Source organism: Nocardia sp. CDC153 (assembly GCF_035818515.1).
In the GTDB taxonomy this organism is placed as follows: domain Bacteria; phylum Actinomycetota; class Actinomycetes; order Mycobacteriales; family Mycobacteriaceae; genus Nocardia.
On the sequence record NZ_JAYKYU010000002.1, the window covers coordinates 1,145,736 to 1,165,980 of the forward strand.

At 69.4% G+C, this 20,245-nt stretch carries 15 protein-coding genes; 6 read left to right on the forward strand and 9 right to left on the reverse strand.

Annotated elements, in window-relative coordinates; genetic code table 11:
- Positions 1-7 precede the first annotated feature (7 nt).
- Positions 8-1,963, forward strand: coding sequence for an aconitate hydratase (locus VMT65_RS13790; protein WP_326309169.1), 1,956 nt, complete (start codon positions 8-10; stop codon positions 1,961-1,963).
- 20 nt (positions 1,964-1,983) lie between these two features.
- On the opposite strand, the gene VMT65_RS13795 is transcribed toward VMT65_RS13790, so the two are convergent.
- The 6 genes from VMT65_RS13795 to scoE are packed head-to-tail and all read right to left on the reverse strand — an operon-like array spanning position 1,984 to position 10,101.
- Entirely contained in the window at positions 1,984-2,712 is a 729-nt protein-coding gene (locus VMT65_RS13795; protein ID WP_326308564.1) for a hypothetical protein, read from the reverse strand.
- 56 nt (positions 2,713-2,768) lie between these two features.
- On the reverse strand, positions 2,769-6,959 hold the full coding sequence (locus VMT65_RS13800) for a thioester reductase domain-containing protein (protein ID WP_326308565.1): 4,191 nt from the start codon (positions 6,957-6,959) through the stop codon (positions 2,769-2,771).
- Position 6,960: 1 nt separating this feature from the next.
- Positions 6,961-7,197, reverse strand: coding sequence for a phosphopantetheine-binding protein (locus tag VMT65_RS13805; RefSeq protein ID WP_326308566.1), 237 nt, complete (start codon positions 7,195-7,197; stop codon positions 6,961-6,963).
- 15 nt (positions 7,198-7,212) lie between these two features.
- Entirely contained in the window at positions 7,213-8,721 is a 1,509-nt protein-coding gene (locus tag VMT65_RS13810) for a long-chain-fatty-acid--CoA ligase (protein ID WP_326308567.1), read from the reverse strand.
- Complete coding sequence (locus tag VMT65_RS13815; RefSeq protein ID WP_326308569.1) at positions 8,718-9,251, reverse strand: FcoT family thioesterase; 534 nt, start codon at positions 9,249-9,251, stop codon at positions 8,718-8,720. The genes VMT65_RS13810 and VMT65_RS13815 overlap by 4 nt, the downstream gene beginning before the upstream one ends.
- A 1-nt stretch (position 9,252) precedes the next feature.
- Positions 9,253-10,101, reverse strand: coding sequence for a (3R)-3-[(carboxymethyl)amino]fatty acid oxygenase/decarboxylase (scoE, locus tag VMT65_RS13820; RefSeq protein ID WP_326309170.1), 849 nt, complete (start codon positions 10,099-10,101; stop codon positions 9,253-9,255).
- A gap of 140 nt (positions 10,102-10,241) precedes the next feature.
- On the opposite strand from scoE, the gene VMT65_RS13825 reads away from it, so the two are divergent.
- The 4 genes from VMT65_RS13825 to VMT65_RS13840 are packed head-to-tail and all read left to right on the forward strand — an operon-like array spanning position 10,242 to position 15,268.
- Positions 10,242-11,357, forward strand: coding sequence for an ABC transporter substrate-binding protein (locus VMT65_RS13825; RefSeq protein ID WP_326308570.1), 1,116 nt, complete (start codon positions 10,242-10,244; stop codon positions 11,355-11,357).
- Entirely contained in the window at positions 11,335-12,399 is a 1,065-nt protein-coding gene (locus tag VMT65_RS13830) for a FecCD family ABC transporter permease (RefSeq protein WP_326308571.1), read from the forward strand. Before VMT65_RS13825 ends, VMT65_RS13830 begins: the two co-directional genes overlap by 23 nt.
- Positions 12,396-13,235 carry an ABC transporter ATP-binding protein gene (locus VMT65_RS13835; RefSeq protein WP_326308573.1) on the forward strand — a complete coding sequence of 280 codons (840 nt, stop codon included), beginning with the start codon at positions 12,396-12,398 and terminating at the stop codon, positions 13,233-13,235. The genes VMT65_RS13830 and VMT65_RS13835 overlap by 4 nt, the downstream gene beginning before the upstream one ends.
- On the forward strand, positions 13,232-15,268 hold the full coding sequence (locus tag VMT65_RS13840) for a cytochrome c oxidase assembly protein (protein WP_326308574.1): 2,037 nt from the start codon (positions 13,232-13,234) through the stop codon (positions 15,266-15,268). Before VMT65_RS13835 ends, VMT65_RS13840 begins: the two co-directional genes overlap by 4 nt.
- Here the strand turns inward: VMT65_RS13840 and VMT65_RS13845 are convergent.
- Complete coding sequence (locus VMT65_RS13845; protein WP_326308575.1) at positions 15,240-17,510, reverse strand: heavy metal translocating P-type ATPase; 2,271 nt, start codon at positions 17,508-17,510, stop codon at positions 15,240-15,242. The two genes, VMT65_RS13840 and VMT65_RS13845, sit on opposite strands and share 29 nt — an antisense overlap.
- Before the next feature lie 58 nt (positions 17,511-17,568).
- Positions 17,569-18,285, reverse strand: coding sequence for a zf-HC2 domain-containing protein (locus tag VMT65_RS13850; RefSeq protein ID WP_326308577.1), 717 nt, complete (start codon positions 18,283-18,285; stop codon positions 17,569-17,571).
- A 109-nt stretch (positions 18,286-18,394) separates the two neighbouring features.
- On the opposite strand from VMT65_RS13850, the gene VMT65_RS13855 reads away from it, so the two are divergent.
- Complete coding sequence (locus VMT65_RS13855; RefSeq protein ID WP_326308578.1) at positions 18,395-18,961, forward strand: sigma-70 family RNA polymerase sigma factor; 567 nt, start codon at positions 18,395-18,397, stop codon at positions 18,959-18,961.
- A 51-nt stretch (positions 18,962-19,012) separates the two neighbouring features.
- Here VMT65_RS13855 and VMT65_RS13860 read toward each other — a convergent pair whose 3' ends face one another.
- Positions 19,013-20,158: an acyl-CoA dehydrogenase family protein gene (locus VMT65_RS13860; RefSeq protein WP_326308579.1), complete on the reverse strand. Its 1,146-nt coding sequence runs from the start codon at positions 20,156-20,158 to the stop codon at positions 19,013-19,015.
- Positions 20,159-20,245: the final 87 nt, after the last annotated feature.

Consider the following 20,245-nt stretch of genomic DNA (forward strand, 5'->3'; position numbering starts at 1 on the left):
TGTGACCTTGGCTGAGAATGTGGCGCGGAAGTTGATCGGAGCCCATCTCGTCGCCGGTGAGATGACGCCCGGGCACGAGATCGCGCTGCGAATCGACCAGACCCTGACCCAGGACGCGACCGGCACGCTGGTGATGCAGGAGCTCGAGGCGCTCGGGCTCGATCACGCGCGCACCGAGGTGAGCGTCCAGTACGTCGATCACAATCTGCTGCAGACCGACGAGAAGAACGCCGAGGACCACGAGTATCTGCGAACCGCCGCGCAGCGGTTCGGGCTGTGGTTCTCCAAGCCCGGCAATGGCGTCTCGCATCCGACGCACATGCAGCGCTTCGGGGTGCCGGGCAAGACCCTGGCCGGATCGGATTCGCACACGCCCGCGGCCGGGTCGCTGGGCATGCTCGCCATCGGGGTGGGCGGGCTGGAGGTGGCGCTGGCGATCGCGGGGCAGCCGCTGCGGTTGGTCATGCCCGAGATCTGGGGCATCCGGCTGGAAGGTGAACTGCCGCAGTGGTGTTCGGCCAAGGACGTGATTCTCGAGATGCTGCGCCGCCATGACGTGAGCGGCGGCGTGCACCGGATCATCGAGTATCACGGGCCGGGGTTGGCGCACCTGTCGGCCATGGATCGGCATGTGATCGCCAATATGGGAGCCGAATTGGGGGCGACCACCACGGTGTTCCCCAGCGACGCGGCCGTGCGCGAGTTTCTGCGGGCCGAGGGACGCGAATCCGATTGGGTGGAACTGACCGCCGACCCGGACGCCCGCTACGACATCGAGGACGCCATCGACCTGTCGCGCCTGGAACCGCTGATCGCCAAGCCATCCTCGCCGGGGGACGTGGTGCCGGTCCGTGAGGTCGCGGGCACCGATATCGCCCAGGTGGTGATCGGGTCCAGCGCCAATCCGGGACTGCGCGACTTCGCCATGGCGGCGGCCATGGTGTCGGGGCGGCAGACGGTGCCGCAGGTCAGCTTCGATATCAATCCGACCTCGCGGGAGATCCTGACCGATCTGACGCTCATGGGGGCCACCGCCGATCTGGTGGCCGCCGGGGCGCGCATCCATCAGGCCGGCTGCATGGGGTGCATCGGCATGGGTCAGGCGCCGGCGACCGGACGCAATTCGCTGCGCACCATGCCGCGCAACTTTCCGGGGCGCTCGGGGACCAAGGAGGACGCGGTCTGGCTGTGTTCGCCGGAGACCGCGGCCGCCTCCGCGCTGACCGGGGTGATCACCGACCCGCGGGAATGGGCCCGCACCGTCGGCATGGACTATCCGAAACTGGATCTGCCGCAGCGGCATTCGGTCAATACCGCGATGTTCGCCGCTCCCCTGCCGCCGGAGCGGGCGCTGCGCGTGCAGCCGGTGAAGGGGCCCAATATCTCGAGCCTGCCGACCTCCACACCGCTGCCCGACCGGATCCAGGCCCCGGTCCTGCTGAAGGTGGGCGACAATGTGTCCACCGATGACATCTCCCCGGCCGGAGCTCGCGCCCTGCCGTTCCGCTCCAATATTCCGGAGCTGGCGAAGTTCAGTTTCGCGCGAATCGATGAGTCGTATTGGCAACGGGCACAACAGGTCATGGACTCCGGGCACGTGATCGTCGGCGGCGAGAATTACGGGCAGGGCTCGTCTCGTGAGCACGCCGCCATCGCACCGGCCTACCTGGGTCTGCGCATCGTGGTGGCCAAATCCTTCGCCCGCATCCACTGGCAGAATCTGGCCAATTTCGGTGTGCTGGCCCTCGAATTCGAGGATCCGGCCGACTACGACGCCATCGACCAGGACGATGTGCTGTCGGTGCAGGATCTGCGCGAGACGCTGCCGCGCAAGGCCGCCTTGACGGTCCGCAATCTGACCAAGGACTCCAGTTTCACCGTCCACCACCGCCTTTCGCCACGCCAGGTCCAGGACGTCTTGGCCGGTGGCCTGATTCCCCGGCTGGCCGAACGCGATCGGTGAGGCCGGGGAATGGGCTTGGGCTACTTGCTGGCCTGCTTGTTCATGGCGTCCAGGAACTGCAACGCGCCAATACCACCGAGCGGGCCCGCGATGAAGATATTGCCGATGACCGCGCCGATCGCGCCCAGGGCCGCGCCGGTCACCAGGCAGCCGCCGAGAAAGCCGGGGATGGTCAGGGTTCCGATGGTCACCGTGCCGAGGGCGGCGGCCAGGGCGACACCGCCCGCGACACAGCCGATGGTGGCCCCGACGACGGTGCCGATCAGTGTGCCCAGGGTGACGCCGAGACCGGCCATGGTCGAGAAGTTCATGACGGCGGAATTGAAGTCCGGGGACTGCCAGTCGATGGCGGTGTCGTGCAGGGCCGCATCGGTCAGGGCGGCCGGGACGGCGGGCGCGGATGCAGGGACGGCCCGGGCGGGATCGGTGGCGGGGGTGAGGGTGGCGGAGTCACCGTGGATCTCGGCGGCGATCGGCCACGTCTTGCCATCGCGCTGGTAGGTGAGCGGAATGCCGTCCAGCACTTCACCGTTCGCGTCGCGGACCGCGAAGCGCCCGTCGGTGGCGGTGAGGGTGCCGCCGTCGGTGGTCACCTCCACCGAGTTGCCGACAATTGTGGCGGTGAAGTGCAGGCCGGACGGCCGCGGTGCCGGATTCGATGGCGCGGGGGCGGCATTCGCGGTGGCGGCGGTGACGGACAGGGCGGCCGCGGACAGGACGGCGAGGGCGGTGGTGTGCAGGGTGCGCAAAGGACAGACCTCTCATCGGGATGGTGCGGTGGCGCCGCGTGGGCGACGTCCGGTGATCAGGCGACGGACACGGAGTCCGGTGCCGGTAGGAACCCGGTGCGTTGGAAGAACCGGAGACAGGCGTCGATGATTCGGTCATCGACGAGTGGTGCGGGGATGGCTGTGTCGCGCAGGGCATTGTCGGCGTTCGTGCGGTCGAAGCGGATCGACTGCCGGGGAGCCGGTGGCCTGGCGTCCAGGAGGGCGCGGGCCTGTTCGCCCGCCGCGCCCAGCCGCGGGAGCCGCTCGAGCCAGAGGTGCTCCGGCATTGGGGACAGGTGGTATCCGTGAGCGCGCAGCCTGGCGAGAATCGTTGTCAGCGAGGTCATTTCATTGACGGTGTGGTGATACACCCCGGTCCGGCCTAGGTGCACCAGATGCGCGACGGCACCCGCCACGTGATCTACCGGCACCAGATTCACGAGCTCCGCGCGATCCGGCTCGACACCCAGCAGCACCATGGTGCGCACCAATGACCAGAACGCGTCGCGGCCATTGCCGACGCCCGTGACCGAATGGCCGCAGACCAATCCGGGACGGTGCACCGCGACCGGCAGACCGCGCTCCCCCGCCGCCAGCACCAAGCCCTCGGCCACCCATTTGGCCTGGATATAGCCATTGGCAAGGACTTTCGCGGCCGGGGCGCGGCGGCGCTCGAGGACGAGTTCCGGATTGTGGTCCGAGGCGACGGCCGTATCGCAGGTGGAGATGTAGTGCACCGGGGTGCCACGTAGTGCCGCCAGGCGCAGGACTTCGCGGGTCCCCTCGACAATGCCCGGTCGCAATCGCGCGTAGGGCGTCAGGTGGTTGACCGGCGCGCCATTGTGGACGACGGCATCGACGGATTCGGCGAGTGCGCGGTAGATGTCGGCGTTCAGGCCGAGGCCGGGATGTGCGAGGTCACCGGTGATGACCGTCACCCGATCCCAATCGATCCGAATTCCGGACTGCGACAGCGCCTGTCGCAGTCTTGTCGGTCCCGTGTTCCCGCGAATCAGACAGGTCACCCGGGTGTCCGGCCGAGCCAGCAGTTCGGCCAGGAGAAATCCGCCGAGGAATCCGGTGGCACCGGTGAGCAGGATATTCGTTGGCGCACCGTGTGCTTCGGCCGCGCGTGATTCGACGCGGAGGTCGGCCTCCAGACGGGCATCGGCCTCGAGATCCGGAACCGGCTGTAGCCGAGTCCGATTCGCGTCCAGCTCCGCGGCCAGTTCGGCCACCGTCGCGGTTTCGAAGATGGTGCGGACATCGGCGGCGACGGACAGCGCCTCCCGGATGCGCGCGGCGACCCGGACCGCCATGGCGGAATCGCCTCCGAGAGCGAAGAAGTCGTCGTCGATGCCGATGTCCGGGACGCCCAGCACCTCGGCGAACAGGGCGCACAGCAGGCGCTCGACCTCGTCGCGCGGCGGGCGGACCACCGCGCCGGTCGCGGCCGGGCGGGGCAGGGCGGCGCGATCCAGCTTGCCGGTCACGGTGGTCGGCATGCGATCCACCGTGACGAACAGGGACGGCACCAGATACCGCGGAACGAGATCGAAGAGGTGGCGGCGCAGATCGGCCGGGCGCGGCCGCGGGTCGGTGGTGACGACGTATCCGACCAACCGGTCGTCGACGACCGTGCATGCCGCGGACGTGACCCGCGGGTGGGTGGCGAGGGCGGCCTCGATTCCGGCGGGTTCGATGCGCACGCCCGCGAGATTCACCTGATCGTCTGTGCGCCAGAGGTATTCGAGCGTGCCGTCGAGCAGGCGGCGCACCCGGTCACCGGTGCGGTACCGCCGCGCACCCGGCGGGCCGTCGGGGTCGGCGAGAAAGCGGGTGGCCGTCAGACCGGGCCTGCGGTGGTATCCGAGCGCGAGTGAATCCCCGGCCAGATACAGCTCTCCCGGCACCCCGGGCGGCACCGGCCGCAGCCGACCGTCGAGCACCTCGCAGCGGACGCCCGCGACGGCCGTGCCGATCACCGGGCTCGCGGAATCCGCCAGGCGCGCCCAGGTGGCGTCGACCGTGGCTTCGCTGGGACCGTACAGGTTGTACACATCGATGTCCGGGGCTTCCCGCAGCGCGCTCCAGAGTGCCTGTCCCACAGCCTCTCCGCCGAGGGCGAGCACCCCGGGCCGGTACGCGCCCGGGGCGAGCAGTCCGGCCGCGACGAGCTGCTCGGCCTGGGTGGGTGTCGTATCGAGGAAGTCGATGCGATGCCGGTCGACATACGCCAGCAGTTCCTCCGGCGCGGACCGCACCTCCTCCGAGACGATATGCAGCTCATGGCCGTTCAACAGCCAGAACAGGCCCTCCCAGGAGGTATCGAAGCAGAACGAGGCGGTGAGCGCGGCCCGCCTCGGGTGCCGCTCGTCCGGGATGAACAGCCGCCGGTGCTGGCGGGCGAGGTTCACCAGGCCGCGATGGGTGATCCACGCGCCCTTGGGTGTTCCGGTCGAGCCGGACGTGTAGGTCAGGCACACGGGGTAATCGGGCCGGATCTGCGGGCCCGGCGATGCTGGGCGATCGTCGACCGCCGCACGGTCCACGGCCGACAGCAGCACGTCCGCGCCGCTGTCGGCGCGGAGGAACTCCACGTGTCCGGCGGGGTGATTCGGGTCCGCGGCGACGTACGCCGCACCGGCCGCGGCCGTGGCGAACAGCGCGACCACCGCGTCGACGGTGCGTGGGAGTACCAGCAGCACAACCGATCCCGGTCCGACACCGCGGGCACGCAGCTGTGCCGCGAGCGCCTCCACCCGCGCGCCCAGCTGGGCGACGGTGATCGCCTCGGCACGGTCCACCACGGCTACCCGCTCGGGTGTCCGGCGCACCCGGGACCACAACATCGCCACCACGGTGTCGTCATCCGCCGCGGTCGGTTCGAGTGACGGTGTCCGCCTGGCGGTTTCGCGCTCGCGCCAGGTGCGCAGCAGCGCCGCGTCCGCGGCGTCCACGAGCGGCAGGTGGCTCAATGCGCGATCGGGGTCGGCCAGGAGACGGGCGAGAAACACACCGGGTCGGCGGGCGTGGGCCTCGAGTTCGCCGTGGCCGTAGAGATTCGGGTTGCCGTCGACGACGAGTCGGATACCGGCATCGCCGTAGTCGTAGAGGCGGAAGGCGATGTCCTCCTCGACCCCGGCGGCGACATTGCGGACGGTGCCCGGTGATTCGGCGAAGCGGAGACCGAAATCGAAGGGCATGACATTCACCGACGGACCCGAGATCCGGCGGTCGCCACCGGTATTGACGAGCCTGCGCAGCAGATCGCCGTAGCGGTAGCGGTGGTGGGGTCGACTGGTGCGCAGGTGGGTCGACACCTGGGTGGTGATGTCGGCGAAGGTGCTCACCGGGGTGAACGTCGTCCAGCAGTGAATGGCATTGACCGTCATGGTCGGCACCCGCAGGGCCGGGGTGCCGACGCGCATCATGACCGGCAGGGCCAGACTCACCTGGGGCGCGCCAGTGACGCGATGCAGATAGGCGGCGATGCCCGCGATGATCGCCTCGGCGGAGGTCGCGGTGCGTTGCGCGCGCAGGGCGGTGACCAGATCCGGCGGAAGGTCGTGGTGCACTCGGGTCATTCGCGGCGACAGGGGCGCGGTGCGTCCGGCGGGGCCGACCGGTGCGGGCCGGTCGCGTTCGTAGTCCAGCCAGAATTCCGCCGCACGCGCGTAGTTCTCGGAGTCCAGATCGGCGCGATCGTGCTCGACGACCGCCGCGAGCGAGCCGAAGTTCACCGGCGGGGGCGTCGCGCCCATCGCGAGGGCCGTGTACACCTGCGCCACCCGGCGCGCGAACAGCACCAGACCGTATCCGTCGAGCAGGATGTGATGCACCCGGTGATACCAGAGTGTGGTGTCGGCGTCGATCAGGAACACCGCGTGCGCGAACAGTCGGTCGTTGTACACGCACAGGTCGGTGGCGACATCGGCGGCCATCCATTCCCGCGCGGCGGCAAGGGGATTCGCATCCTCGCGCAAATCCACCACCTGGACCTCGCGGTCCACGTCCGCGGGTTCCTGCCGCGGCCCGTCCTCGGTGTCGCGGAAGCGCATGGTCAGCGCCTCCGTCTCGCCGACGGTGGCGCGAATGGCCGCCGTCAGCAGCTCCACCCGGATCGCCCCGCGAATCTCGACGTACTCGGCGATATTCAGCATCGCGGTGGACGCGAGCTGCCTCTGCTGCTCCCAGATCTCGTATTGCGCAGCGGTGAGCCGCAATTCAGCTCTCCCGCGAGTTCAGCAGTCGCCACCACGCCGTCGCGGTGGGCTCGTCGAGCAGATCGACGAAGCCGACCTCGCGACCGGCGGCGCGCCAGCGTTCCACCAGGGACAGCACGCGCACCGAGTCCAGACCCGCGGCGAACAGGTCGGCCGACGGATCCAGCTCCTCCGGGTCGAGGAAGAGTTCGGCCGCGATATCCGCGCGCACGGCGTCGAGGGTGAAAGGTTGGGACACAGTCGTTCTGCTCTCTCAGTTGATGCGCCGACCGGCGGCGGGCCAGAATCGGTCGCGCAGTTCCCGGCGCAGGATCTTGCCGCTGGGATTGCGCGGGACGCGGTCGACGAACTCGAAGCGGGACGGAATCTTGAAGGCGGCCAACTCGTTCCGGCAGAACAGGAACAGCTCGCGGGCCGTCGCCGTGGCCTGCGGGCGCAGCGCGACGCAGGCGTGCACGCGTTCACCGAACCGCTCGTCGGGGGTGCCGATGACGGCCACGTCCGCGACGGCCGGATGCTTGGCGATGGTGTTCTCGATCTCGGCGGGATAGATGTTCTCGCCCGCGACAATGATCATGTCCTTGATGCGGTCGCACAGGTAGAGGTAGCCGTCGTCGTCGAGGTAGCCCGCGTCGCCGGTGTGAATCCAGCCGTCCACCAGGGCTTCCGCGGTCGCCTCGGGGCGATTCCAGTATTCGAGCATGTGGCCGGGCGTGCGCAGGCAGATCTCCCCCACCTCGCCGGGGGCCAGGGCCGCGCCGTCGGAGCCGATGATCTTCACGCCGAAGCCCGGGTAGCAGCGTCCGGCCGCGCGCAGCAGCGGACTGCCGGGCACGTGCGCGGCGGGCGGCAGGCAGATGGCGGTGTTGCCGGTCTCGGTGAGCCCGTAGATCTGGGCGAAGTCGCAGCCCAGGCGCTCGATCGCGGTCTGCAGCAACGATTCCGAGATGGGCGAGCCGCCGTAGACGACCTTGCGGACGCTGGCCAGGGCGGCCGGGGTGGCGGCGGGGTCGTCGAGCATGAGCCGCAGCATGGACGGCACCACGCACACGGTGGTGATGCCGAGTTCGGCGATGAGCGCGACCGCGGTTCCGGCGTCGAAACGCGGCATGGCGATCATGGTGGCCCCGGCGGCGAGACCCTGTGTGGCCCACCAGAGTCCGCCGACATGGAAGCCGGGGATGCCGATCAGGCCGATATCGCCCGCGCGCCAGTCGATCCAGTCCGCGCCCGCCTCGGCGAGTGCCTCGCGCACGGCGAAGAAGCTGCGATGGGCCAGCACCACGCCCTTGGGCAGTCCGGTGGTGCCGCTGGTGTACAGCTGCACCACGGCGTCGTCGGCAGTTGGCGCGAATCCCGCTTCGTTGTCCGGATGCTCGCCGTACCAGCGGGGGAATTCCTCGGCGAGCACCACGGGGATATCGAGCGGTCCCAGCGCGGCCCACATCGATTCGTCCACTACCAGCAGCGCGGTTCCGGAATCCGCCAGGATGTAGCCGATCTCGGTGGCGGTGAGCCGGAAGTTGATGGGCACCAGCACGGTTCCGCTCTTGGCGCACCCGAGCAGCGTCGCGTAGTAGTCGACCGACTCCAGACCCAGATAGCCCACGCGCGCACCGGGTTCCAGCCCGGCGGCACGCAACGCGGCGGCAATGCGATTGCTCGCCGCGTCCAGTTCCGCGTAGGTCAGCGCGCGGTCGCCGCAGCGCACCGCGATGACGCCCGAATCCGCGTGTGTCCGGGCCAGTTCGGCGAGGATCACGCGGTCGCCCCGGTATCCAGGACCACGACCCGAATCTCCCCGTCGCACGCACCGCCCCGCTCGTCCCAGAAGCGGTACGAGGTCTCGAGCGCGATTCGCTCGGCCCGGTCCGGGCCCGGCCGGTAGCGGGCGGCGCGGTCGATGACGAACTCGCCGGAGAAGCTCGCCGAACCGATGGCGCGGCGGAAGACATTGCGGGAGTCGGCGATCAGCACATCGGGCAGATAGCGGCGCAGGAACTCGTCCATGGTCCAGTCCGCCAGCACCGGACCGGTCGCGTGCCGGACCATGGTCGCCATGGTCTGGTAGAGCAGCTGGTTGTAGCAGATGCCGACCTCGACGGCATTGAGATGCCCGGTGTCGTCGATGTAGCAGGGTTCGGGGATCGAGAAGGTCCCGGTGCCGATCACGCGGTCGCCGTCGACGGTGACCGCCAGCGATTTCAGATACCGGCAGTGCGGCTTGTAGCAGCGCAGCACCTCGTCCAGCTCGGCCGGGGAGTTCTCGAAAAGGGTTGGCGCGGTGGTCATGTCAGGCCGCCGCCCGATCGTGCACGGTGACCCGCCAGGAGACGGCGGGCTCGGGGGTGTCGGTGTGCACGGCGCGATGCACCAGGGCGCGGTTGTCCCACACCAGCACATCGCCCGCCTCGAAGGTCTGCAGGTGCACCGGCACGGCGCTCGGCTCGTCGTCGAGTTGTCCGGTGGCGGCGAGCAGTTCGCGCAGCAGGTCCGGCCGCGACCGGCCGTCGGCGTCGTGAATCGACTCGGTGAAGCCCTCGCTGAGGTACAGCACGCGTTCGCCCGTGTGCGGGTGCTCGTAGACCGTGGGCGCGGTGACCGGCGGCGTCTTGGCATCGACCTCGGCGACCAGTTCGCCCAGTGGACGGAACACATCGCCGGGCCGAATCTTGAAGTAGCGCCGCACGGTATGGGTGGCGGTGCTGCCCTCGACCTGCTCCTTCAGCTCCGGTGACAGGCCCTCGTAGGCGCGGGCCAGATCGATGAACAGCGTGCCGCGGTTGCGGCTGGGCACCACACGCGGGCAGGTGATCGTGAGGTCGAAGGGCCGCGGCATGAACTGGTAGTCCGAATGCCAGAAGCGCCCGGTCTTGGGGACGCCGATGCGCCGACCGTTCTCCTCGACATTGGCGGAGACGAACACCTCGGGATGCTCGGGGTGATGGTAGGCGGGCTCGTAGTAGGCCTCCGGCGTGCCCAAGCGCCGACCGAGCGCGAGGAATCCGGGAACGTCCAGGTCCAGGCCGCGCAGCACGGCGATCTTGTCGCGGTACACGGTCTTCTTCAGCAGTGCCACGTCCTCGGCGCTGTCCGCGTCGAAATTCTCGACCACGACGCCCATTCCGGGCTGCGCTGCCATTCTCACGGGGGTTCCTCCGATCTCGGGTGCGGCCACAGGAACAGTCGGGGCGGCGCGCGCGGCGGTTCCCCGCGACCGTCGGTCTGTGACTTGTTCGACATCCGGGAACCGGAACGCCGCCGCGTCCGACGGCTTGTCATGTGTCTTCCGCTCCGCGCGCAACGCGCTCCCCATCCCGACCCCGCCGACGCCGCGCGGCCCCGGCCGTCCTGCTGATCGCGGCCCTGTTCGCGACCGCGTGCGGGACGACCACGACCGATCCGGCACCGGACGCGCTCTCGCGGGAACCGCTGACCGCCGCGCCGACCAGCTATCCGCTGACCATCGACAACTGCGGCAAACAGCTGACCTTCGCCAAGGCTCCCAGCCGCGTCCTGCTCACCAACGGCGCGTCGGTCGCGGAGGTGGAGAGCTTCATCGCCCTGGGCATCCAGGATCGGATCGTCGCCAACAGCCAGTCCTACGGGCTGTCCGACGAAGCGGGGATGGCCGAGAAGGTGGCGGCGGTGCCGACCGGCGGGCTCACCCTCAACGAGAACATGGCGGTGCCGCGCGAACAGATCCTGGCGCAGCGGCCGGATCTGGTGATCTCCACCTGGTACGGGGAGTTCGACGACAAGATCGGGTCGATCAGCCGGGATGCGCTGGCGGCCAGCGGAATTCCGGGCTTCGTCGATCCGGCCAACTGCACGCTGGGCAATCCCGCCGCCACCGCCGACGAGAAGGCGCGCGCACAGCGGCAGACCGTGGACGCCTCCTTCGATCTGCTGCTCACCCTCGGGCGCATCTTCGATGTGCAGCAGCGAGCCGTGAATTACGTGAAACAGCAACGGGATCGGATCGCGGCGGTGCAGCGGCGGGTCGACGGGAAGCCGCGGCCGAATGTGCTGCTGGTGTATCCGGGTATGACGGGCATGAACTCGAACGGGCTGCCCGCCGTGTTCGGCGGCGGCATCTACGACGATGTCATCAACCGGGCCGGTGGTCGGAATCCTTTTGGCGGCAAGAGTTTCGAGCAGCTGGCCGATGTCAATGCCGAGGCGCTGGCCGCGACGCCGGTGGACCTGGTGGTGATCGGGCGCTACCGGGCCGACGAGGACGCGGCCAAGGAGGCCGACGCGCTGTTCACCAAATTCCCGCAGTGGGCGGCGTCGAAGAACAAGAAGTGCATCACGCTCTCCGACAGCCCGTACGTGGGACCGCTCAATGCGATCGCCATCGAGAATATCGCCGATGCCCTCCATCCCGGCAACTGAGCGCCGGGCCGGACCGCATCCGGTGTCCGGCAAGGCTTTCGGGCCGTTGCTCGGCGCGTTGGTCGCCGGGCTGGCGGTCGCCGTCGTGGTGGCCATTGGCGTGGGAACGGTGAATGTCGCGCCCGCCGAGGTGGTGCGGGTGCTGTGGGCCCACCTCGGCGGCACGGGCACGCCCGATCCGCTCACCGACCAGATCGTGTGGCAGTTTCGGACGCCGCGCGTGCTGCTGGCGGCCGTGGCCGGGGCGGGGCTCGGGCTGGCCGGAATGTGCCTGCAGAACCTGGTGCGCAATCCGCTCGCCGACCCGTACCTGTTCGGGGTGACCTCGGGGGCGTCGCTGGGCGCGGTGGTCGCCATGACCACGGGAGCCTTGGCGGCCACCGGATTCGGGGTCACCGGCAGCGCCTTCGCTGGGGCGCTGCTGAGTCTGGCGCTGGTGTTCGGGCTGGCCCAGCGCGGTGGGCGGCTGATCGGATCGGATCTGCTGCTCGCGGCCGTCGCGGTGTCGTATCTGGGGACCGCGGCCACCAGCTATCTGCAACTGCGGGCCAAACCGGCCGAGCTGCGCGGGGTGATGTTCTGGCTGCTGGGGTCGCTGACCGGGGCGAGCTGGTCGAGTCTGATCGCACCGGCGGTGGCGGTCGCGGCGGGGATGGTCGTGCTGCCGGGATTGGCGCGGTCCATGAACGCGCTGGCGCTCGGCGACGACACGGCCGCGGGGTTGGGTGTGAATCCGAATCTCTTGCGGCTGTGGCTGTTACTGATCTCGTCGTTGCTCACCGCGACCGTGGTGGCCGCGGCGGGCGGGATCGGGTTCGTGGGGCTCATCGTGCCGAACGCGGCGCGGCTGTTGGTCGGGCCGGATCATCGTCGCGCACTGCCGGTTTCGCTTCTGATCGGGGCGATCTTCCTGGTGCTGGTGGATCTGGCGGCGCGGATGGTGGATCGGCCCAATGAGATTCCGATCGGCATCATCACCGCGGAGTTGGGCGCGCCCGCGTTCCTGATCCTGTTGCGGCGCAGGAAGGCCGGTGCGGCATGAGGATCACCGTGAGCTCGCTCGAGGTCACCATCGACGCGGTGCCGATTCTCGGCGGAGTCGACCTGGACCTCACGCCCGGATCGTTCACCGGGCTGGCCGGGCCCAATGGGTCGGGGAAGTCCACGCTGCTGCGCTGCCTGTATCGGGCGCTGCGGCCGAATTCCGGTGTGGTGCGGATGGATTCGGCGGATGTCTGGAATTCCGGCGCGCGGCAGGCGGGTCGGCGCACCGCGGTGGTGGGGCAGGATCACGGCCTCGACCACGGCTACTCGGTGCTGGAAATGGTCGCCATGGGCCGCATTCCGCATCAGGGCGCGTTCGCCCGCGACAACGCCGCCGACGGCGAGATCGTGCGCACCGCCCTGGAACGCGTCGGATTGGGCTGGGCCGCCGGGCGGGTGTTCGCCTCGCTGTCCGGCGGGGAACGCCAGCGGGCGCTGCTGGCTCGCGCGCTCGCACAGCAGACCCCGGTGCTGCTGCTCGACGAGCTGACCAATCATCTGGATCTCGGTGCGCAGCTCGAACTCTTGGAACTGGTCCGGGAACTGGGCCTCACCACGGTGGCCGCGCTGCACGACCTGGACCACGCCCTCGCCTATTGCGACCACCTGGTGCTGCTCGACAAGGGCACCGTGGTCGCCTCCGGCCCGCCCGCACGGACGCTCACACCGGAGCGGGTGGCGGCGATCTTCGGCGTGCGCAGCGCCATCGTCGCCCATCCGCTCACCGGCAGGCCGCACCTGGTCACCGCCCCACCCGAACGCGCACCGGCAGAGCCCGAACGCGCACCGGCAGAGCCCGAACGCGCACCGGCAGAAAGGGATCAACTCGGATGACAGGCACCACCATCGCCGAGAACACCGAAAGACCCGCCGCACCCGACGGTCCGCGCGGGCGGCGCGGCCCGGTTCCCCGCTGGGTGCCGTGGTCGGCGGCCGCCGCGGCGGCCGGGCTGGTCGTGGCCGTCACCATGACCGTGGGCGATCGCGCCTACCTGGATCAGGGCATTCCCTATCCCGGCGACGGGCCCGCGGTGACCTACGCGCTACTGCGTCTGATCGCCTGTCTGGCAGGCGGATTCACGCTCGGGCCACTGGTCTACGCCCTGTTCTGCGCCGTGCCCGGCAAGCAGGGGCGGATGGATGTGGACGGCTACGCCGCGGTGCGGATCGCCGAGCGCGCCGCCGCCGTCTGGGCCTTGTCCGCCGTGGCCTCGGTGCCCGTGACAGCGGCCGACGCGGCGGGCATGTCCCTGGGCACGGCGATTCGATTGCGCGCCTTGCCACCCCTGATCGAAGCGGCCGAGAAGCCCAAGGCGTGGATCGTGGTGGCGGTGCTCGCCATCGCGGTCGCCGTGCTGTTGCGGTTGGTGTTGTCGTGGAACAGCCTGTTCGGGCTGGCGGGACTGAGCGCGGTCGCGGTGATCGCGCCCGCGGTGGTGGGCAATGCCGGGGAGGGGCCCAATCACGACTACGCGACGGGGGCGGTCATTCCGTTCACCATCGCGCTGTCGATGCTCGCGGGGCTCACCTGGTGCCTGGTCGGGCAAGGGAGTCGACTCGGGGACGCGGCATCGGTGCGGCGGTTCGAGCTCGCGCTGCGGCGCTACCGGATCATCGTCGGCTCGGGCGTGGCCGTCATGGTGCCGACGGCGGCGCTCCTGGTCGCGATTCTCACCCCGCCCAGCACTTTCGGCGGGGTCTACGGGTGGCTGGGCGTGGCGGCGGCGGTACTGCTCACCGCTCACGCCGGGCTGGTCTGGTGGTTGCGGAACCCGCTGGACCGCATCGAATCGCGCGCGTTGCCATATGTTCTCGCAGCCGCCACCGCTGCGGGGATTGTCTGGCTGGGGATTTCGGTGAGCATGGCCATCCAGCCCGCTCCGGCCTTCGCCAACCGCTCGTTCACGGCGCTACAGGTGTTCCTCGGCTTCGATCTGCCGCATCCGCCCGACCCGTGGCGGTTGCTCAGCGTATGGCGCTTCGACGTCGTACTGGGTTCCGCGGCAATACTTCTCGCCTTCGCGTATCTGATGGGTGCGCGGCGGTTGCGACAGCGCGGTGACGCGTGGCCGCGGTGGCGGACCCTGTCGTGGACCCTCGGCTGCTTCGGGCTGCTGCTGGTGACGTCCTCGGGCATCGGCGCGTACGGCTACGGCATGTTCAGCGTCCACATGATGACCCACATGGCGCTCAATATGTTCATCCCGGTCCTGCTGGTGCTGGGCGCGCCGGTGACCCTGCTGCTGCGCGCCGTCGCACCCGCCGGGCGCGGGGCCGCGCCGGGACCGCGCGAATGGGTGCTGTCGCTGATGCATTCGCGGTTCACGCGGCTGCTGAGCAATCCGGTGATCGCGCTCGTCATCTTCGTGGTGTCGCTGTACGGGCTGTACTTCTCGCCGCTGTTCGATCAGCTGATCCGCTTCCACTGGGGGCATCTGCTGATGAACATCCACTTCCTCATCACCGGCTACCTGTACTACTGGGCCATCATCGGCATCGATCCCGGACCCAAGCGGCTGCCGCATCTGGGGCGGCTGGGCATGCTGTTCGCCATCATGCCGTTCCACGCGTTCTTCGGCGTCGCCGTCATGTCCATGGACACGCTCATCGGCGCGGACTTCTACCCGCAGCTGCAATTGGGTTGGATGCGTGACCTTTTGAGCGATCAGCACCTCGGCGGCACCCTGGCGTGGATCTCCGGTGAGGTGCCGGTGCTGTTGGTGGTGGGTGCGCTGCTGTCGCAGTGGGCGAAATCGGAACGCAAGCAGGCGGCGCGCATCGACCGGCATCAGGAGGAATATCCCGAGGACGACGAGCTCGCCGCCTACAACGCCATGCTCACCCAGCTGCGCGCGAGCCGCCGCTGAAACCCCGCAGCCGCAGGCTGTTCCACACCACGAACAGCGACGAGAAGGCCATGGCCGCGCCCGCCAGCAGCGGATTCAACAGGCCCGCCATGGCCACCGGGATCGCGGCCACGTTGTAGCCGAAGGCCCACACCATGTTTCCGCGAATCGTGCGGAGCGTGGCGTGGGCCAGCTCGATCGCGTCCGGCACCGCCGCCAGATCCTCGCGCACCAGGATCATGTCGGCCGCGCCGATGGCCACATCCGTGCCGCGGCCGATGGCCAGACCCAGATCCGCGGTGGCCAGGGCCGGGCCGTCATTGATGCCGTCGCCGACCATGGCGACCCGACGGCCCTGCTCGCGCAGGCTGCGCAGCACCTCCACCTTGCCCTCGGGCAGCACCTCGGCGATCACCTCGGAGATGCCGATCTCGTCCGCGATGGCCTGTGCGGCAAAGGCATTGTCGCCGGTGACAAGCAGCGTGCGCATGCCGAGCCGGTGCAGCCGCGCGACGGCGGCGGCCGCGCTGGGCCGGGCCGAATCGGCGACCGCCAGGACGGCCACCGCGCGGCCGTCGACCGCGAAGTAGACGGCGGTCCGGCCGAACTTCTGCTCCCGCTCCAGCATTCGCCGGAGTCCGGACGGAATGTCCACGCCCACTTCGGCGAGCAGGGCGGGACGGCCGATCAGGGTCGCGTGTCCGGCCACCACACCGCGCGCGCCGAGCCCGGGGAGCGCGACGAACTCCTCCACCTCGGACAGCTCCGCGGTGTCACGACGACCGTAGGCGGTGATCGCGGCGGCGATCGCGTGTTCGGAGGCCGACTCCAAACCCGCTGCCAGCCGCAGGATTTCGGCGCGGTCGCCGCCCTCCACGAGGTGGACGGCGACCACGGTCATCTCCCCCTCGGTGAGGGTTCCGGTCTTGTCGAACACGACGGTGTCCACCGTGCGACTCGCCTCGAGGGCGTCATGGCCCTTGATGAAGATGCCGAGCTGCGCGCCACGGCCGGAGGCCACCATGAGCGCGGTCGGGGTCGCGAGACCCAAGGCGCACGGGCAGGCGATCACCAGGACCGCCAGACCCGCGCCGATGGCGGCGTCCAAGCCCGCCCCACCGAGCATCCAGCCGGTGAAAGTCAGTGCGGCCAAGGCGAGAACGACGGGAACGAAGACGCCGGAGATGCGGTCGGCCAGGCGCTGCAACGCGGCCTTACCGGCCTGCGCCTCCTCGACGAGGCGAATCATGCCCGCCAGCCGGGTATCCGCGCCGACGGCCGCGGCCGCCACCACCAGGCGACCGGTCAGGGCGACGGTGCCACCGGTGACCGCGGTACCGGGCACCGCTTCGACCGGGGTGGACTCGCCGGTCATGGCCGAGGCGTCCACGCTCGAATGCCCCTGCACCACAAGGCCATCGGTGGCGATGGTCTCCCCCGGGCGCACCAGGAAACGACTGCCCTCGGTGAGTTCCTCGATGGGGATGGTGATTTCGCCGCCGTCACGGGTCAGGACGGTCACGTCCTTCGCGCCGAGTGCGGCCAGCGCCCGCAGCGCCCCGCCCGCGCGCCGCTTGGCCTTCGCCTCGAAATACCTTCCGGCCAGGACGAACACGGTGACACCGCCCGCCACCTCCAGGTAGATGGAGTCCGCGTGCAGGATGGCGTTCCACACCCCGTGCACCGGTTCGGGATCGCGGTCACGGAAGAACAGGGTGACGATCGACCACGCGGTGGCCGAGGTGATGCCGATGGACACCAGCGTGTCCATGCTCGTCGCGCCGGTGCGCAGGCCCGCCACGGCCCGTCGGTGCAGCGGGGCCGCCGACCATCCCACGATGGGCAGCGCCAGGCCCAGCAGAATCCACTGCCAGCCGGTGATCCTGGTGCTCGGCTCCACCGCGAACATGATCGACAGGTCGGCCAGCGGGAAGAACAGCAGCAGCGCCACCACCAGCCGCCGGAACAGGTCGCGCGCCGCGCGGTCCTCGGGTCCGGTGTCCATTCTCGGTGTGGCACCGGTGATCTCGGTCGCCCCGAAACCGGCCGCCACCACCGTGTCACACAGCTGCTGGGCATCGATCTCCGCGGGCGCGTCGACCGTCGCCACCCCGGTCGCCACATTGACCGCGGCGGTCACGCCATCCATGCGATTGAGCGCCCGCTCCACCCGGGCCGAGCAGCTCGCGCAGCTCATACCGGTCACCGCCAGCCGCGTCCGCGTCCGGTCGAGCACGGGTGCGGTCGAGGTCGAAGTCTCCACTGTCGTCGGCTCTTTCGTCGTCTCGGGAATTCCGTGGATCTACCGCGCGACCGGGGGCCTAGGCCGCCGGATCGTGGCGCGACAGGTGATCGGTGCGGCGGCCCGCGCGAGCGCCATCCGGGACGGGCACCGGTTCGTGCTCGGTGCCGCGCTCCTCCGGGCCACCGCGCAGCCGGCGGCGCAGCAGGATCGCCACCAGCAGACCGGCCACCACCACCAGATGCGAGGTCGCCCGCGCCACCGTCATGTCGTGACGGGCCAGATCGAGCGCGACGAACAGCGCCACCACGCCGGTGAATCCGCCCAGGATCGGGACCAGTCCCGACGCGGCGTCGGTGCGCAGGGCGCAGTAGACCATGCCGATGCCCAGGGCCAGATTCCACGCGGTGGACTCGTTGAACAGGTGCGCCGCACCCGCGTGCTCGAGATGATCGGCGTGCATGCCGACACTGATTCCGGCGAGCTGCGCGATACCCAGCGCGCACTGGATCGCGCCGATCACACCCAGCAGCAAGCGCAAGCGCTCCACGCGGCTGTCGCGGAACCCGGGCACCACGCCCTCGGCCACCGCGCGCTCGACGATCAGATCCACGAAATCGGGTGTGGGCGTGACGGGTCGCATGCGCAGTCCGCGCGTCGCCGCGACCGCCGCCGCATACCACTGCGCGCAGGTCGGGCACTCGTCGAGATGCCCGTCGACCTGCTCGGACGGCACCGGCTCCGGCTCGCCGTCGATGCGCGCGGACAGCGCTTCCTGGCACACTTCGCACTTCACGTCGGGAGTTGTCGTGGATTCGGGCCGCAAAGTTCCCGGGCCCGGGTGTGACATTGTCGGCACCCCGCGGAATTGCCGGTCGACCCCCGGTCCTGGCTATGGTGTGCCGGTGCACTCGGCGTCGAGCGATGCCCGGATCGATGTGCTCGCGATGGCCGCCGCGCAAGGAGACAGGCGCGCCACCGAGCAATTCATCCGCGCAACCCAATCAGATGTGTGGCGATTCATCGCCCACCGAACCGACCCTGGACGCGCCGACGACCTGACGCAGGAGACCTACCTGCGGGCCCTCGGCAGCCTGCCTCGGTTCGAAGGACGGTCGACGGCACGCGCCTGGCTGCTGTCCATCGCCCGGCGCGTGTGCGTCGACGAGATCCGCACCGCCATGGCCCGACCCCGGGTCTCGTGGAGCGCGGACTGGGAGGAGGCGGCCGACCGCCGCAGCACCGGCGCCGACGCGGCCGTGCTCGAATTCGCCGAAGTCAAGATCATGCTCGCCGCGCTGTCCGACGAACGCCGCGAGGCGCTGATCCTCACCCAGGTACTCGGCCTGTCGTATCAGGAAGCGGCCGAGGTGTGCGGCTGCCCGACGGGCACCATCCGCTCCCGCGTGGCCCGCGCCCGCGAGGACCTCATCGCCGCCATGCGCGGCGACGACGCGGCCGACGCCCGCTGACCCGGTGCGGGGCCGACGAATTCGCCGGCCCCGAGGCGAAAACCCGTACGCTCAGGAGAGTTTCAGGCTGCGGCCGATGATCTCCTTCATGATCTCGGTGGTGCCGCCGTAGATGGTTTGGACACGGGCGTCCATGTAGGCCTTGGCGATCGGGTATTCGCGCATGTAGCCGTAGCCGCCGTGCAGCTGCAGGCACTTGGTGATGAGGTCGAGCTGTTCCTCGGTGGACCACATCTTGGCCATGGCGGCCTCTTCGACGGTCAGCTTCTCCTGGTTGAGCAGCTCGATGCAGCGGTCGGTGAAGACGCGGACGGCGGTGGTCTTGGTGGCCAGCTCCGCCAGCACGAAGCGGGTGTTCTGCTGTGCGCCAATGGGTTTGCCGAAGGCCCTACGGTCGCGCACGTACTGGCAGGTGAGCTCCAGGCAGGCCTCCATGGCCGCGGCGGCCATGACGGCGATGGACAGGCGCTCCTGCGGCAGGTTCTGCATCAGGTGGATGAAACCCTGGCCCTCGGTGCCGAGCAGGTTCTTGCCGGGGACGCGGACATCGGTGAACGACAGCTCCGCGGTGTCCTGCGCCTTGAGGCCGATCTTGTCGAGATTGCGGCCGCGCTCGAAGCCGGGCATACCGCGCTCGACCACCAGCAGCGAGAAACCCATGGCGCCCTTGGTCGGATCGGTCTGGGCGACCACAATCACGATGTCGGCATTGATGCCATTGGTGATGAAAGTCTTGCTGCCGTTGAGGATCCAGTCGTCCCCGTCCTTCACGGCGCGGGTCTTGATGCCCTGCAGATCCGAACCGGTGCCGGGCTCGGTCATGGCGATGGCGGTAATGATCTCGCCGGAACAGAAGCCGGGCAGCCAGCGCTGCTTCTGCTCCTCATTGGCCAACTCCAGCAGGTAGGGCGCGATCACGTCATTGTGCAGACCGAAACCCAGGCCGGAGTACATGCCCTTGGTGACCTCCTCGGTCACGATGGCGTTGTAGCGGAAATCCTTGACGCCCCCGCCGCCGTACTGCTCCGGCACCGCCATGCCGAGGAATCCCTGCTTGCCCGCCTCGAGCCAGACCGAGCGATCGACAATGCCGTCGTGCTCCCACTGCTCATGGTGGGGGGCCACATGCTGATCGAGAAACTTACGGAACGACTCCCGGAACAGCTCGTGTTCGGGTTCGAAAAGGGTGCGCTCCACGCCAACCTCCTACAGTGACCACATCGGCACCATCGCCTGTGTCACATACGGTACTCGAAAGTCGAACGGAGGTTAACTTCACGGGGC